Origin of the sequence: Flavobacterium sp. (genome assembly GCF_039595935.1) — a bacterium.
Taxonomy (GTDB): Bacteria; Bacteroidota; Bacteroidia; order Flavobacteriales; family Flavobacteriaceae; genus Flavobacterium.
Window position 1 is genome coordinate 898,266 of record NZ_JBCNKR010000004.1, and the last position, 15,010, is coordinate 913,275.

Annotated in this window: 12 protein-coding genes; 7 read left to right on the plus strand and 5 right to left on the minus strand. The window is 34.2% G+C overall.

What is annotated here, in order from left to right; translation table 11 throughout:
- Positions 1-345: 345 nt before the first annotated feature.
- On the plus strand, positions 346-2,064 hold the full coding sequence (locus tag ABDW27_RS03965; RefSeq protein WP_343694671.1) for an NAD(P)/FAD-dependent oxidoreductase: 1,719 nt from the start codon (positions 346-348) through the stop codon (positions 2,062-2,064).
- 1 nt (position 2,065) lies between these two features.
- Positions 2,066-3,826: a thiamine pyrophosphate-dependent enzyme gene (locus ABDW27_RS03970; protein ID WP_343694672.1), complete on the plus strand. Its 1,761-nt coding sequence runs from the start codon at positions 2,066-2,068 to the stop codon at positions 3,824-3,826.
- A 107-nt stretch (positions 3,827-3,933) separates the two neighbouring features.
- Here ABDW27_RS03970 and ABDW27_RS03975 read toward each other — a convergent pair whose 3' ends face one another.
- Complete coding sequence (locus ABDW27_RS03975) at positions 3,934-4,428, minus strand: hypothetical protein (RefSeq protein ID WP_343694673.1); 495 nt, start codon at positions 4,426-4,428, stop codon at positions 3,934-3,936.
- A 106-nt stretch (positions 4,429-4,534) separates the two neighbouring features.
- The gene (locus ABDW27_RS03980) at positions 4,535-5,383 is read right to left on the minus strand and encodes an AraC family transcriptional regulator (RefSeq protein WP_343694674.1); all 849 of its coding nucleotides are present in this window, start codon (positions 5,381-5,383) and stop codon (positions 4,535-4,537) included.
- Between the two features lie 171 nt (positions 5,384-5,554).
- Here ABDW27_RS03980 and ABDW27_RS03985 point away from each other — a divergent pair, with 171 nt between their 5' ends.
- Positions 5,555-5,965 carry a VOC family protein gene (locus ABDW27_RS03985; RefSeq protein WP_343694675.1) on the plus strand — a complete coding sequence of 137 codons (411 nt, stop codon included), beginning with the start codon at positions 5,555-5,557 and terminating at the stop codon, positions 5,963-5,965.
- 131 nt (positions 5,966-6,096) lie between these two features.
- On the opposite strand, the gene ABDW27_RS03990 is transcribed toward ABDW27_RS03985, so the two are convergent.
- Positions 6,097-7,059: an alpha/beta fold hydrolase gene (locus ABDW27_RS03990; RefSeq protein ID WP_343694676.1), complete on the minus strand. Its 963-nt coding sequence runs from the start codon at positions 7,057-7,059 to the stop codon at positions 6,097-6,099.
- A 251-nt stretch (positions 7,060-7,310) separates the two neighbouring features.
- Here ABDW27_RS03990 and ABDW27_RS03995 point away from each other — a divergent pair, with 251 nt between their 5' ends.
- Positions 7,311-9,692 carry a TonB-dependent receptor gene (locus tag ABDW27_RS03995; protein WP_343694677.1) on the plus strand — a complete coding sequence of 794 codons (2,382 nt, stop codon included), beginning with the start codon at positions 7,311-7,313 and terminating at the stop codon, positions 9,690-9,692.
- Between the two features lie 57 nt (positions 9,693-9,749).
- Entirely contained in the window at positions 9,750-10,853 is a 1,104-nt protein-coding gene (locus ABDW27_RS04000) for a PepSY-associated TM helix domain-containing protein (protein WP_343694678.1), read from the plus strand.
- A gap of 87 nt (positions 10,854-10,940) precedes the next feature.
- Here the strand turns inward: ABDW27_RS04000 and ABDW27_RS04005 are convergent, their stop codons facing one another.
- Positions 10,941-11,630, minus strand: a complete 690-nt coding sequence (locus tag ABDW27_RS04005; RefSeq protein ID WP_343694679.1) for an SIMPL domain-containing protein — start codon at positions 11,628-11,630, stop codon at positions 10,941-10,943.
- Positions 11,631-11,683: 53 nt separating this feature from the next.
- Complete coding sequence (locus ABDW27_RS04010; protein WP_343694680.1) at positions 11,684-12,322, minus strand: rhomboid family intramembrane serine protease; 639 nt, start codon at positions 12,320-12,322, stop codon at positions 11,684-11,686.
- 110 nt (positions 12,323-12,432) lie between these two features.
- Here ABDW27_RS04010 and ABDW27_RS04015 point away from each other — a divergent pair, with 110 nt between their 5' ends.
- Both ABDW27_RS04015 and ABDW27_RS04020 read left to right on the plus strand, forming a co-directional pair.
- Complete coding sequence (locus ABDW27_RS04015) at positions 12,433-13,308, plus strand: lysophospholipid acyltransferase family protein (RefSeq protein WP_343694681.1); 876 nt, start codon at positions 12,433-12,435, stop codon at positions 13,306-13,308.
- 206 nt (positions 13,309-13,514) lie between these two features.
- Positions 13,515-14,999: a glycosyl hydrolase gene (locus ABDW27_RS04020; protein WP_343694682.1), complete on the plus strand. Its 1,485-nt coding sequence runs from the start codon at positions 13,515-13,517 to the stop codon at positions 14,997-14,999.
- The last annotated feature ends 11 nt before the right edge of the window (positions 15,000-15,010 follow it).

The window sequence follows — 15,010 nt, forward strand, 5'->3', positions numbered from 1 at the left end:
AGTCTTTTTTGATTGAGAAAAGCTTCCTGAAAAGTATTCAGGAAGCTTTTTTATTAATTCAGAAATTTTAATTCCCTCTGAAATCAATTAGAATTTGGTGCTTTAAAAATCTTATTGCATATAAAATTACTCTTATGCCAAACAATTTCCGTTTGGTGTCATTTCTTTTAAGTTTATTTTATATCTGCTATAATTTTAGATTCCGATCAAGCACTTTACAATGCTTATATAAACGCTAAGCATGTACGTTCCTGTTTATCTAATTTATAAAACACAAAATCTGTCCATTCGGCTTTAAATCCAAAATCATTTAAAAAAATAAACTAATAACCAAACCAGCTCATTATGGAAAACTACTTACACGGCTTACTTGACGAAGACAACGATCCTATTATCCAGCAATACTTAAAATACATCGACGAGGGAATTCCGCGTACGAATAAACCAAAAGACGTATTAATCATTGGTGCGGGAATGGCCGGAATGGTCGCCGCAGCTTTGTTAAAACAAGCCGGACATAAAGTTACAATTGTCGAATCAAATACCCGTGTTGGCGGCAGGATCAAGACTTTTAGAAATTCTAAAGACAAAAAATATTTTGAAGATGATAGTGTTTATGGCGAAGCCGGTGCGATGCGTATCCCGACCATACACCAAATGGTTTTAAAATACATTGCTAAACTCGGACTTAAAACCGAACCTTTTTATTATCTGTCTGTCGATAAGGAACAGGCAATTGCACATCAGGCAGACCCTTCAAAACCAGAACCCGAAGTTACCAGAAATTCTATTTTTTACGTTAACCGCAAACGTGTTGTGCAAAATGAATATATCCGAAAAGATGGCGCTAAGGTCGATGTAAACAAACTTTTGGACTTTAATTTGGGAAGCAGTGAAAACATGCGTGCTGACGTATTAATGGCCAATCTTATTAATCCGCTTAAAGCTTTTATTGCTGAAGATCCTGAAAAAAACTGGCCATTATTGATCGAGCGTTACGGAGAATATTCGATGCGCCGTTTTTTAAAGGAAAATTCGATGTATTCAGAAAATGCTATCGAAATGATTGGCGTAATGCAAAATCTGGAGTCGAGAATGGCTTATGATTTTATTCAGAGCTTTATTGAACAAAATATCATCAAAGATTCTACTCGCTTTTTGGAAATCGTGGGCGGAAGCGACATGCTGCCAAATGCTTTCTTTAAAGCCCATCATCTTGAAGAAAATACCTATTTTGACTGCAGGATGACCAAAATGATGCTCGTTAACAACAAAGTAAAAATAGAAGTAGATATTGAGGTTCAGCGTGATTTTCAGTTTTATGAAGATGCCGGTTTCAAAGCATTAAAAACGCCGGTTAGTGATCTTGAATTTGATGAAGTAATTGTTACCATACCTTTTTCGGCATTAAGACATGTGTATGTAACACCACAATTCAAACAGCTTAAAAGAAAAGCAATCCGCGAACTGCATTACGATTCTGCTACTAAAATTTTATTGGAATTCCGTGAGAAATGGTGGCAGGAAGCGCCTTATAATATTGTGGGCGGCGGTACCATTACTGATTTTTCTAACCGTTTTACTTATTATCCGAGCAATGATCTGGGAAGCAAAGGACACGGTGTCGTGCTGGCATCTTATTGCTGGTCTGACGAAGCAAGCCGCTGGGATTCTATGGACGATGACGACAGGTATTTTTATGCACTTAAAAACCTGGCCATCATGCACTCTGATGACGAAAAAGAACAACAGCGTATTATCGACCTTGCCGTAGTGAGTTCGAGTATCAAAAACCGTAAAGACAAAAACGGAAAATTAATTGGCGGTGCAACACAAAGCTGGATGCGCGACCCTTATGCTTATGGTGAAGCCGCAATATTTAATCCGGGACAATTACATTTATTACAGCGTCATATAATCTCAACCGAGTGGAATGGCAAAGCACATTTTGCCGGAGAACATACTTCTCTGAAACATGCCTGGATAGAAGGCGCCATCGAGTCTGGAATTCGCACCGCACTTGAAGTTAACGAAAATACCGGTAACCTGAATAATCCAATTTAAGATGTCACAGAACAAAATAACCGTTGCAAAATACCTGCAAATACGTCTGGAACAATTAGGGCTTACCCATTTATTTGGAATTGCAGGCAATTATACCGCGCCATTTTTAAATACAATTCACGAAGACAAAAAGGCAAAAATTAAAATCGTAAACGACACAAATGAAATAAACGCCGGACATTGTACAGATGCCTACGCACGTCAAAACGGTTTTGCAGCAGTAGCCGTAACGTATGGCGTAGGAGCATTTACGCTGCTTAACTCAGTTGCAGGCTCTTATGTAGAACACTGTCCTGTACTTGTTATTAATGGCGCTCCAACGAACAAAGACCAACAGCGAAGCCTAGTTCAGGGCATGCTGGCATCACACATGACAGGTGATATGTACAGTAACATCAACGTATTCCGAAATGTTACTGTCGCTGCAGAACAAGTAACAGGTTCATCAGATGCTCCTTATAAAATTGATGCCGTGTTAAATGCCTGTATTTTATACGGAAGACCAGTTTATCTTGAAGTTTTTGAAGATGCCTGGCGAATGGAATGCGATCCGCCTGCCGCTCCATTGGCTGAAAGAGAAACTTCTAAATGTAAAAATAGTGCTCGCAAGGCTGCTCAAAGAGTGGCAGCAATGGCACGTGGAAAAGAAATTATTTTTTGGGGCGGTATAGAAATTCAGCGCTATGGTATTCAAAAAGAATTCCTGGACCTTATCGAAACTACTGATACAGAATTTGTAACTTCAATACTTGGCAAATCAATCGTATCTGAAAACCATCCTAAATTTAAAGGTGTCTTTAATGGTAAAGCATCACCAAAAGACGTTAAGGAACAATTCGAAAAAGCCCAGCTTAAAATTGGTCTTGGTGTATGGACAACCGGTAAAAATCTGGGTGGTTTTGATGTCTGGAAAGAAGATACTGTACTTGCTAATCATAGTGGTGTAAGAATTGGCGCTTCTTACATCGCCAATGTATCGCTAAAAGATTTTATGGTATTTCTGAAAGAAGAACTTACCAAAGTTAAATTTAGTGCTTACGAAATGTATGATGATAAAGAACTGCCGGAATCCTTTTTTGTTGCAGATGACAGCATTCTGAAAAAAAGCAAACCGGAACTGACTTATGATACATTTTTTAAAAGAATCAATACTTTTATAGACGAACGTCATGTAGTAGTTGCAGATGCAGGTTTTCCTTTATTAGGTGCTCAGGGTATTCGTATTGCAGAACCTAACGGATTTATAGCGCAGGCATCATGGCTTTCTATAGGGTATTCTGTTCCTGCTGCAACCGGAATAAAATGTGCCAGACCTGATAAAAGACCGGTAGTATTTGTTGGAGACGGTGCTTTTCAGGAAACTTGTCAAGCCATATCAACACAAAATAAACTGAAACATGACACTATTATTTTTGTTTTGGATAATGGTATTTATGGTATCGAACAAATGCTTGTAAATCCGAATCCGTTTCGTGGTGAAGACAAAGTAGAATACAGTGTTCCCGATTTAAACAACATTTACGATTACAACGAAATGCACCGTTGGAAATATGCGAAACTTGTTGATGTATTTGGAGGCAAAGGTTTTGAAGTGAGCAGTCTCGACGAGCTTGAAGAGGTTTTAAAACAGCTTGACGGCATTAAGGAAAATACCATTGTACATGTAAACATACCAAAAACGTCTATTCCTGAAGCCATCGCTTATAAAACAGAAGAACCCGGAGAAGATGAATTTCTGGATAAAGACTGGAGTTTATGTTAGGTTAAAACATTTAGTAATAAAAAAAGAGCCGTCTCAGTTCTAATTCTGAGGCGGCTCTTTTTGAATAAAAATCATTATTTTAAGATTCTACAGAAATACCAAATACCTTAAAACCCAACCGCTTTATTATTCAGTTTCTGTTTTCTAAACTGATAAACCGAACCTGCAATAAAAAGCAGTAATATAACCAAAAGCGTATTCCCAATTACCGGATCTTTAATATCTTTTGCCAATGGATGTCCTAACGGAATTCTTGTAAAAGTTTCATTTACGGTTGGAACAAGAGAAAGAAAAAAACTAAAAGACAACCAGAAATTTTCAAAATAACGCGCTCTCCCGCTATTCGTTCTTTTCGAATTCAGAAAATAAGCTGCTAATACCAGAACGATTATAAAAATAGAAAAGGCATGTCCCGGATTAAATCCGCCATGTTTTGAAATTCCTAATGAAGTTAATGAGGTAATGATTGTTCCGTAAAAGTAAATTTTACCGGATATTTTGTTCAGATTGATTTTACCATACTTGATAAAATCTACTAATGCTGCCACAATAGCACCAACACCTATAATTGTGTGAAAAATTCCCAGACTTGATAATCCCATTTTTTATTGATTTAAATGATTAAAAATACAGGGACAAACTTCTAACAGTTCTAAGAAAATGTTTTTGCCAATTCGTTCAATTATTTGGCAAATTTGTTCACAATCATTATTGCATTTTTTGACGGTAATTTGTGGGACTGATATTGTATTTGCTTGTAAAACTTTTGGTAAAATTCGCCAGATCATTAAAGCCGCAGTCGAATGCAATTTCACTAATGCGCTGATCAGAAAACTGAAGTAATTCTGCCGCTTTCTCCAGTTTTTTAGTTTTAATATAATTGGCAGGAGTATCATTGTAAATCTTTGCAAATTCACGTTTGAATGATGACAAACTCAAATTGTTCTGCTGCGCCAACTCTTCAATTGTGAATTGAGAAAACAAATTTGCTTCAATTATTTGTTTGAAAGTGTAAGTAGCTGGAGAAAAAAGCTGGGATAATATCAGCTGTATAGATTCTGAATTTTGTGTCTGAGACAACAGCAATATTATTTCCTTTACTTTAAGCACTAATATATCTTCATTAATAAGAGACGGATTTTCAAAATAAAACAATAATCCTTCAATGTATTTTTGAATTAGAAAATCGTTATTTATTTTTTCACTTGATTTATTCGATACTACATTATTAGGTTTCTGGAATAGTAAAGGAAGTTCTCTGTCGTATATTTTTTTTAATATTTCAGGGTAAAATGTAACGATCACAATTTCGCAATTACTGTTTGATTTTGAATTGTGTATTTGTTTTCCAGAATTTATGCAGTTCAATAATAACGAATAATTAGCAGCAAGGCTGATTTCTTCTTCATCGATTTGATATTCAACCTCTCCTCCTTTCACATATAAAAAACAAGCCTGTTCTGTAACCGGAAAATCGAATTTAAAAGGCGGTGTTAATTCAATTTTTTGAATTAGGGTTTTGCAATATAAATCGTGTTTTTTATAGTCGTTTATCATAACTTTTTCTTCTTTACACTTTAATATTGCGTTCAAAGTTAATCTATAAAAATGATAAATCTCAAATTGCTGAATTTCGCCTTTCTTAATACAAAAAAGATAAAGTCTACTGACAAACAGCTGTCATAATGCCCCATTACTTTTGCTCAATAACTTTAAAAGAAAAGAGAAATGAATTTAGTATCAATTCGCATTATTACGGCCCGTTTAGAAGAATTAGTTAAATTTTATGAGCTTATTACCGGTGTAACTGCTGTGCAATATACTCCGGATTTTGCCGAAGTTAAAACACCAGCTACAACATTAGCTATTGGAAGTACCAAAACCCTTCAGTTTTTTGGAGGTGACGAGGTTGCAAAACCAGCTCAAAACAATAGTGTTATTATTGAATTTCGTTCAGATGATGTTGAACAAGACTATAACAGACTGGCCGACAGCCTTCAAAACAAAATCGTTCAAAAACCCACAATAATGCCGTGGGGAAACAAATCATTTTTATTTCGTGATCCTGATGGTAATCTGGTAAATTTATTTACTCCCGTAACCAAAGAAGCAATTGCAAAATTTAGCAGTCAAAATTAACACTCGTAACCCTATTTCCCTATTAATTAATTCGCAGTTTTATCAAAATTTTTGGTGATTATGACGATTAAAAAGCAACTATAGAAAAACAAAAAGTCCTAATTTTTCGATTAGGACTTTTTTATGTTTAGTTAAGATTTATTAGAAGTAAAAAAATCATACGCTCTTTTCTCTGCATACGAATACATTGAATCTTTCAGCGGAAAAGCACAATGTCCGCCATATTTTGGAGTTTCCAGATAAACATATACACTATCTTGTGCAATAGCTTTAGGATAACATCTTTCACCAAGAAAAGGATCATCAAGCGAATTGATAATTAAAACCGGCGTCGTGATATCTTTAAGCGAAAACTCCGGAGAAACACGTGTGTAATAATCATCACGGCTGGCATAACCATGAAGAGGCGCCGTAAAATACTGATCGACTTCATCAAAAGAAGAAATTTTATCAATTTGATCCTTATTTATAAAGTCTGGGAACTGAGCCGCTTTATATTTTAGTTTTCTTTTAATATCAATTGTAAAATTCTTTAAGTACACACGGTTAAAACCTTGTTTTAGCACCTCAGCACTTGTTGCGATATGTGTAGGCACAGATACTGATACTCCGGCTTTTATACGATCATCAATTTTTGTCCAGCCAAAATAATTCAGCAGCTGAACCCCTCCCATCGAATAGCCAATCATGTATACTTCTTCAAATCCTTTTTTTAAAACAAACTGAACAACCTCATCAAGATCATCAACAGCACCGTGATGATACAGTCTCGGGAGTCGGTTCATTTCACCTCCGCAAGTGCGGTTATTCCATGCAAAAACAGAAAACCCCTTCTGCTGAAAATAAGCCGCACAGCTATTATTATAGGTTCTTCGTGAATCTCCTTCGAGACCGTGACATAAAATAACAGCCTTTTTAGAGTCGTTTAGTATAAAATCGACATTGATAAAATCTCCATCGTTTAGTTCGATTTTTTCCCTTGTATATTGAGGCGCATCAAACTTTTTAATCAACGCAGCATAAATAGTCGAAACATGTCTGTTGCGATGAATAATAGGAGGAAAATTGTATTTGGATTGTTCAATTATTGGCATGATAAAAGAGTTTTTTACGGTGCACAATACAAATCTAAGAAATCAATCAATATGTAATCAAAAACTGTCTTTTTTTATTTCACATTTATCAATCTATTATTTTTTCAGGTCTAATCTTAAAGTTATGTCATTATTATGGGGCATTAATTTTTAATGTTTTTTTAAGAAAATTTTAATGAAGCACTATGAAGTTATATCTTGTTTAATATATTTGTAATCAGTCTAAATAAGAATAAATCATTTAATTTCATATGAAAACAATTTTCAAAACACTTAAAAACAATCGTTTACAACAAGTGTTTCTAGTTTTTCTAACTATCTTTTTATGTTCAGAAACCGCTTTTTCTCAGTCAACTACAGGTACAATTTCTGGTAAAGCAATTTTGAAAGACGGAAATTCTTTACAAGGTGCAACAGTAAAAATTTCAGAATTAAATAAATCTACAACTACAGATTCTGACGGTTCTTATCAATTAAAAAATATTCCTTTCGGAACGTATTTAGTTGAAATAAAATTAAACGGTTACGAGTCTACTCCAGCTTCGGTTTTAGTCGATCAAAATAATCCAAATGCAACTCTGGATTTTGAATTGACTTATACTTCACAAAAATTAGAAGAAGTAATTGTAAGTTCTGGAGGAAACCGATTTGCCAGAAAAGAAAGTGAAGAAGTTTCGAAAATGAAACTTAAAAATATGGAAAACCCTCAAACTTATACTATTGTAAGCAAGGAACTTATGAAAGAGCAAGTTATTACAGATTATAACAGTGCTTTTAAAAACGTTCCTGGTGCCGGTATTGCCGAGGTTAGAAATCAGGGAAGAACAACGAATATTTCAAGAGGTTTTGCAACACCACAATTGGTAAGAAACGGAGTTGGAAGTTTTACTTATACCACGATCGATCCATCTAACTTAGAACGTATTGAGGTTATCAAAGGACCATCTGCAACTTTATTCGGAAGTACAATTTCTTCTTTTGGAGGTTTATTCAACAGAGTAACTAAAAAACCTTTTGATTTCTTTAAAGGTGAAGTATCCTACTCTGCTGGTGATTGGGATTTGAATCGTTTTACAGCCGATATCAATACACCTCTTAACGACGAAAAAACAGCACTTTTTAGAATTAATACGGCTTTACACAGCGAAAGAAGCTTTCAGTACGCAGGATTCAATAAAAGTTTTTTTATTGCGCCAAGTTTTTCTTATCAGGTAAACGAAAGATTAACTTTACTTATTGATGCTGAGTTTAGTGCAGCAAAAGGAACTTCTCCAACAAGATTAGCGCCTTATACAAAAGCAGATGCTACAGCTCATAGTATTAAAGAAATGGGAATTCCATACAAATTGTCTTTCGCTAACAATACGGTTAATTACACAAGTCAGCAATACAATATTTTTGCTCAGTTGAAATATCAAATTTCAGATGAATGGACATCGCAAACTATCATTTCCCGTACAAGATCATCTTCAGAAGGATATACGGTACAATTAACTGCTTTGAGTAATGAAACTTTAAGACAACAGGTTACCAATCAGGATTATCCATATTATGGAACTGACATTCAGCAGAATTTTAACGGAGATTTTAAAATTGGAAGTCTGCGTAACAGAGTGGTTGCTGGTTTAGATTTTTACAGCCTTCGCGCAACACGCAACGATGCATCGATAAACATGCCGGCTATCAATTTTAGAACACCTGGCGATGCTTACAACAACTTTACTCTTGAAAAGATTAAACCAATGTTTGCAACAGCTACTTACGCAAATTATGTTTCTAATAATGAGAGAACATACAGCGCTTATGTGTCTGATGTATTGAACATTACAGATAAATTAATCGTAATGGCCGGACTTAGAGCTGACCGTTATATTAACAAAGGAGCGTATTATCCAAGTACAAATACTACAACAGGAAATTACAACCAAACGGCATTTTCTCCAAGATTTGGAGCCGTTTATCAAATCGTAAAAGACAAAGTTTCTGTATTCTCAAATTACATGAACGGATTTAATAATGTTGGAGGTTCAGATTTTAACGGAGATACTTTCAAACCAAATCAGGCAAATCAGTTAGAAGGAGGATTTAAATTCGACTTTAATAAAATCAGTGCCACTTTAAGTTATTATGACATTAAAGTAACGAATATAACTCGTGAAGATCCGGATCATGCTAACTTTCAAATTCAGGACGGAACACAGTTAAGTAAAGGTTTTGAAGCTGAACTTATTGCAAACCCAATTAAAGGTTTAAACATTGTAGCGGGTTATACATATAATGACAGCAGATTGACTAAAGCAAGTCCGGCAACAAACGGATTACGACCAACAACTGCAGGTTCGCCAACAACGGCTAATCTTTGGGCAAGTTACAGATTAACCGAAGGTGCAGCATCTGGTCTTGGATTTGGTGTGGGTGGAATTTACGGAAGCCAGTATTACCAAACTAATACAGCAGCTTTTAAATTCCAAATTCCGGAATATACTGTTTTAGATGCCTCTGTTTTCTATGACAGACCAAAATACAGATTAGGTTTAAAAGTGGATAACTTAACAAACGAAAAATATTGGTCATACCGTTTAGCAGCTCAAAATCCTACGAGAGTTACAGGAAATATCACCTTTAAATTCTAAGATTTTAAGTTAATCATTCTAAATGATATTATCTACATTTGGATTTTATTACAAATTATGACTAAAGGTTTTAAAAACACCATAAGACAAATACATTTGTGGCTCGGTTTAGCATCGGGCCTCATTGTTTTTATAGTAAGCATAACCGGATTTTTGTATGTTTTTGAAGAAGAAATCCGTGATTATACCAACAAAGAATATCTGCATGTTCCCGTTCAGCAAAAACCTTTTATAGGTCTGAAAACCATAATTGAGAATTATGAACGTCTGGAGCCTAAACAGAAAATTACGGCATTAAAAGTAAACAAAGAAGAACCGAATGCTTCAGTTGAAATTTCGACTAAAAAGAAAAAAGCGTATTATTTTAATCCTTACGATGGCTCTTTAATTAACAAACAAAGTGCCGATTGGTTAAATATTGTTCTTGAAATTCATCGCACTTTACTGTTAGGCGAATTTGGAGAATTTATTCAGGGCTGGTCTGTGGTGATTTTTATTATCATGCTGATTACCGGACTTATTTTATGGTTTCCAAATCAGAAGCGTTTAATAAAACAATCGCTGAAAATAAAATGGAGCGGTTCTTTTAAAAGAGTAAACTATGATTTGCATCAGGTTTTAGGATTTTATGCTTCTTTAATTTTGCTTTTAATTGCTTTTTCAGGAACCTATTTTAAATACGATACCGTAAAAAAAAGCGTGAGTTTGGTAACGGGAACTAAACTAAGAAAAGGCGACGAAATTGCATCAAAGGAAAAAATTGATTCAACGACAATTCCGGTTCGATATAACAACATTTATGAAACTGCCAATTCAAAATATCCAGGTGCAGCTTCAGTTTCATTCTCCATTAGAAAAACGGGAGAGTTGAGATTAAGAATGACCTATCCAAACGACTGGGCCAGAAATCAAAATACTATTTTCTTTGATGGAAAAACAGGACAAATACTGCGAACCAAACTCTATAAAGACAATAATGCAGCAGATATTTATGAAGCCAGCAACCATGATCTGCATACCGGAGTTTTCTTTGGAATTACAGGAAAAATAATCTGGAGTTTAGTAAGTATTATTGGAGCATCACTGCCTATAACCGGATTTATCATTTGGTGGAAAAAAGGCAAAAAATCAAAATCTAAAAAGGCAAAAGCAAAAAAATAATAGTGCCGAAATATTCCAATAAAAAAAATCCAAATCCCAATTTTAAGTTGGAATTTGGATTTTCTATTTTGAAATTTTTGTAAACTTTTATTCTAAAACAAAACTTACACTAACATTTGCAGTAATTTCAATCTCACCAATTGCTAATGTTTCATTAGAAGCTCCTGCATTATCAGCAGCCATTGATTTCATAGCAGCGTACATTGGCTGAGGACGGTAAATTTGAGTATTATCTGAAATTGTATACGCTTTACCTACTTTTTGTCCTAAAACAGAAACATAATCCTCTGCTTTTAATTTAGCTTCTTTCATCGCTAATTTTCTAGCCTCAGATTCTAACTGCGCTAATTTTGAAGTTTCAAAAGAAACTCTGTCAATGCGGTTAATTCCCTGCTGAACCAAACCTTCCATTAATTCATCATATTTAGATAAATCTTTTAAAATGATTTCCACAGTCTGCGTTGCATTATAGCTTGTTTTCTTTTTCTCGTAATCGTATTGTGGATTAAGAGCTACTTGTTTTGTTTTGAAATCAGCTGTTGGAACATTCATTTTTTTGATGAATTTTAAAACAGCGTCCATTTTTTCGTCATTTTGTTTTTTGACATCTTTAGCATTATTCCCTTTTGTTTCAACCGTAGCTGAAATACAAACCTGATCAGGGGCTACTTTTACTTTTCCTTCCCCATTTACATTAATTTGAGGAATTTGTTTGGTTTCCTGGCCGTAAGACATAGTCATAAACATGATTGTTAAAAATAATACTAGTTTTCTCATTTCTGTGATATTTTAAGTTATTTGATAAAGGCATTTCAAAAGTTATGCCAGCATTATAATTTTCCCAATTTCGCCATTCCAAAAAGAATTAAAATTGGCACTAAAAGTAAAATAACAATAAACGTATGATCGGTAATTAAAGAAGGTTCTTTTATCAAAGTAATTAAGTATCCGCCAATTGCGCCGCCAAAATGCGCTGTATGACCAATATTATCATTTTTAGCTTTCATTCCGTAAATTGAATACAATAAATATAAAATTCCAAAAAGATAAGCCGGTATAGGTATAATACCAAAAATTCCCAACGTCATATCTGGCTGAAATAAAATTGCCGAATACAAAACTCCGGTTACAGCACCAGAAGCTCCAACTGCACGATAACTGTAATCATTTTTATGAAATAACATTGTAAGCAGACTTCCAAAAATCAAACTTCCAAAATAAACCAGAGCAAATGAAAAATTTCCTAAATTATTAATAACAACCGGAGCAAAAAACCAAAGCGTAATCATATTAAAAGCCAAATGCATAAAATCGACATGCAAAAATCCAGACGAAAGCATTCTAATTTGTTCCCCTGCTCTTATACTTCCTATGTGAAATTCATATTTTCTAAAAAAATAAAGATCATTAAAACCTTTATAGCTGATTAATACATTGGCAACGATAATTCCAATTAAAATGGCATTCATAAATATTATTTAATGTGAAATGTAAAGATAAACATTATCAAATATAAGTTGAAGAATATCCAAAATATCAACCCTATTCATTTTTCGTTATATTTGCAGAAAAAATTTAGATGCAATTTATTGTTTATATCTTAGCCTATCCTTTACTTTGGCTAATCTCTATACTCCCATTTCGTTTATTTTATTTGTTCTCTGATTTTATATACATCTTAGTTTATAGAATTATTGGATACCGCAAAAAAGTAGTTCGCGAAAACCTGCTGCTTACTTTTCCGCATTTAAGTGATGCCGAAAGAAAGAATATTGAGAAAAAATTCTATAAACACATGTGTGATATGTTTCTGGAAATGATCAAAACCATGAGCATTACCCCGGAAGAAATGGAAAAAAGATTTCAGGTAACCAATATTGATCTTGTTCTGGATTATGCTAAAAAAGGAAAAAGCGTCATTCTTGTGGCATCGCATTATGCAAGTTATGAATGGCTTTTAACAATTAATCCAAAACTTGGTTTTCAGGGAATCGCAGTTTATAAAAAACTGGCTAATCCTTATTTTGATAAACTGGTTCGAAAAATACGCTCAAAATACAATACCGAAATGATCGAAACCAGAAAAGCGATTCCAACTATGGCGCAAAACCAGCGTGACGGAAAACTGAGTATGTATGGTTTAGCAAGCGATCAGTCGCCAAAACTGGACAGAATTTTTCATTCGATGAAATTTATGGGAATTGAAGTTCCTGTGCATACGGGAGCCGAAATGCTGGCAAAAAAATATGATTTGAGCGTAATAATGGTAAAAGTAAAAAAAGTGGCCAGAGGGTATTATGAAGCTACATTTTTAACTATTGCCGACAATCCGAATGAATATAAAAACTTTGACATCACAGAAAAATACCTGAACGAAGTAGAAAAACAAATTCTTGAAGCTCCGGAATTTTATCTTTGGACACATAAAAGATGGAAACATCGCGTGAAAGAATAATATACAAAAGAAAATCCAAAAAGTAATTGAGGCTTTTTGGATTTTCTTTTTATGGTAATTATGAAATCATGAGAGCAAAGCTTTTAAAGGCTTTCAAATAGATTTTGATGGGTTTTTGTACTGTTTTTTTTTGTAGAAAAATTATATAAACAACATAAATTTGAAGTTAACTAAATCAAATAAAAAACCTCATCAAAATTTTAACTATGATTAAAAAGTTACTTTTTACATTTTCCATAGTAACGGTTTCGATTTCGGCATTTTCGCAAAGTCCAAAACGTGGGATTGCTTATGGAAATAATTCTACTGCCGATTTGCTGGCACTAAAACCCGGAATTTCCTGGTGGTACAATTGGGGATCTCTTCCTGAAAATGACGTTAATGCAAATTACGCAAATCTTGGAGTTGAATATGTTCCAATGATTTGGGGAAAATTAAGCGATAACGATTTACAGGCTTTTATAGACAAAATTAAACCGGGAGCTAAATATCTTTTGGCTTTTAACGAACCTAATTTTAATGACGGCGCACGTTTAACTCCGCAAGAAGCTGTAAATGCCTGGGTAAATGTAGAAAAAGTAGCTGCCGCAAAAAATCTGGAAATTGTGAGTGCTTCTCCTGCTTATAACGGACCTGATAATTATGGAGGTTACAGCAGTCCTACTGCATGGCATGATCAATTTTTTCTTTTATGTCCAAATTGTAAGGTAGACTATATTGCTTTTCATACTTATGATGCTACTGCTGGTGCTGTAATAGGTGTAACAGGACTTTTAAAGAACTACAACCGCCCGGTTTGGGTAACTGAGTTTGCAAACCGCGTAATTCAATCAGAAGCAGATAAAATTGCTTTTATGAAACAAATCGTCAGCAGTTTTGAAAACGATCCTGATATTTACAGATATTCATGGTTTACAGGCCGGGTTCCGTCAAACTGGACAGATATGCTTGAAGGACAATTATTAAGCCCGACAAGTGGTGTTTTAAAACCAATTGGAACCGCTTATGTAAACGAAAGTTATACAACAAAAAAAATGACCGTTCCGGGAAGAATTACTGCAAACAAACATTATAGAAGAAAAGGAACGGGATTACAAAACACTACAGATTCTGGTACTGGACAAAATGTTTGTTTTATTGAAAAAGGCGACTGGAATGAATTTATGCTGAATGTTACCGATGCCGGAACATACAATTTAACTTTTAGAGTGGCTTCGCCTACAATTCCGGGTAAATTTGATATTTTGGTAAACAATGTCGTTGTAAAAACCGATGAAACTTTTCAGCCAACTGGAGACTGGCAGACGTATGCAGATAAATTGGTTACTGGTGTTAATTTACCAAAAGGAGAAGTTTATCTGAAAATTAAATTCAAATCAGATGATATGAACTTTAATTATATTGATGTAGCTGCAGCAAATTTAGGTGTAAACGATCCTACAGCAGAAAATGATTCGTTTACCATTTATCCAAATCCGGTAAAAGTACAGTCGACACTTCATATAAAATCATTTACAACTGAGCCTTTGTCTTTAAAAATTATTGATGCAAACGGAAAAGTTTGTTTTTCATCAAATGATCATTTTACAAATGAAGATATTAAAATTGGTGATAAATTATCAAGCGGAATTTATATCGTAAATGTTTCTTATGGAGCCGTTAAGAAATCAATGAAAATAATTAAAAACTAAAGTTTAACTAA

Bases quoted from the DNA above. Each gene is read 5' to 3' on its own strand.
- ABDW27_RS03965 (WP_343694671.1), top strand. From the start codon at position 346: ATGGAAAACTACTTACACGGCTTACTTGACGAAGACAACGATCCTATT.
- ABDW27_RS03970 (WP_343694672.1), top strand. From the start codon at position 2,066: ATGTCACAGAACAAAATAACCGTTGCAAAATACCTGCAAATACGTCTG.
- ABDW27_RS03975 (WP_343694673.1), bottom strand. From the start codon at position 4,428: ATGGGATTATCAAGTCTGGGAATTTTTCACACAATTATAGGTGTTGGT.
- ABDW27_RS03980 (WP_343694674.1), bottom strand. From the start codon at position 5,383: ATGATAAACGACTATAAAAAACACGATTTATATTGCAAAACCCTAATT.
- ABDW27_RS03985 (WP_343694675.1), top strand. From the start codon at position 5,555: ATGAATTTAGTATCAATTCGCATTATTACGGCCCGTTTAGAAGAATTA.
- ABDW27_RS03990 (WP_343694676.1), bottom strand. From the start codon at position 7,059: ATGCCAATAATTGAACAATCCAAATACAATTTTCCTCCTATTATTCAT.
- ABDW27_RS03995 (WP_343694677.1), top strand. From the start codon at position 7,311: ATGAAAACAATTTTCAAAACACTTAAAAACAATCGTTTACAACAAGTG.
- ABDW27_RS04000 (WP_343694678.1), top strand. From the start codon at position 9,750: ATGACTAAAGGTTTTAAAAACACCATAAGACAAATACATTTGTGGCTC.
- ABDW27_RS04005 (WP_343694679.1), bottom strand. From the start codon at position 11,630: ATGAGAAAACTAGTATTATTTTTAACAATCATGTTTATGACTATGTCT.
- ABDW27_RS04010 (WP_343694680.1), bottom strand. From the start codon at position 12,322: ATGAATGCCATTTTAATTGGAATTATCGTTGCCAATGTATTAATCAGC.
- ABDW27_RS04015 (WP_343694681.1), top strand. From the start codon at position 12,433: ATGCAATTTATTGTTTATATCTTAGCCTATCCTTTACTTTGGCTAATC.
- ABDW27_RS04020 (WP_343694682.1), top strand. From the start codon at position 13,515: ATGATTAAAAAGTTACTTTTTACATTTTCCATAGTAACGGTTTCGATT.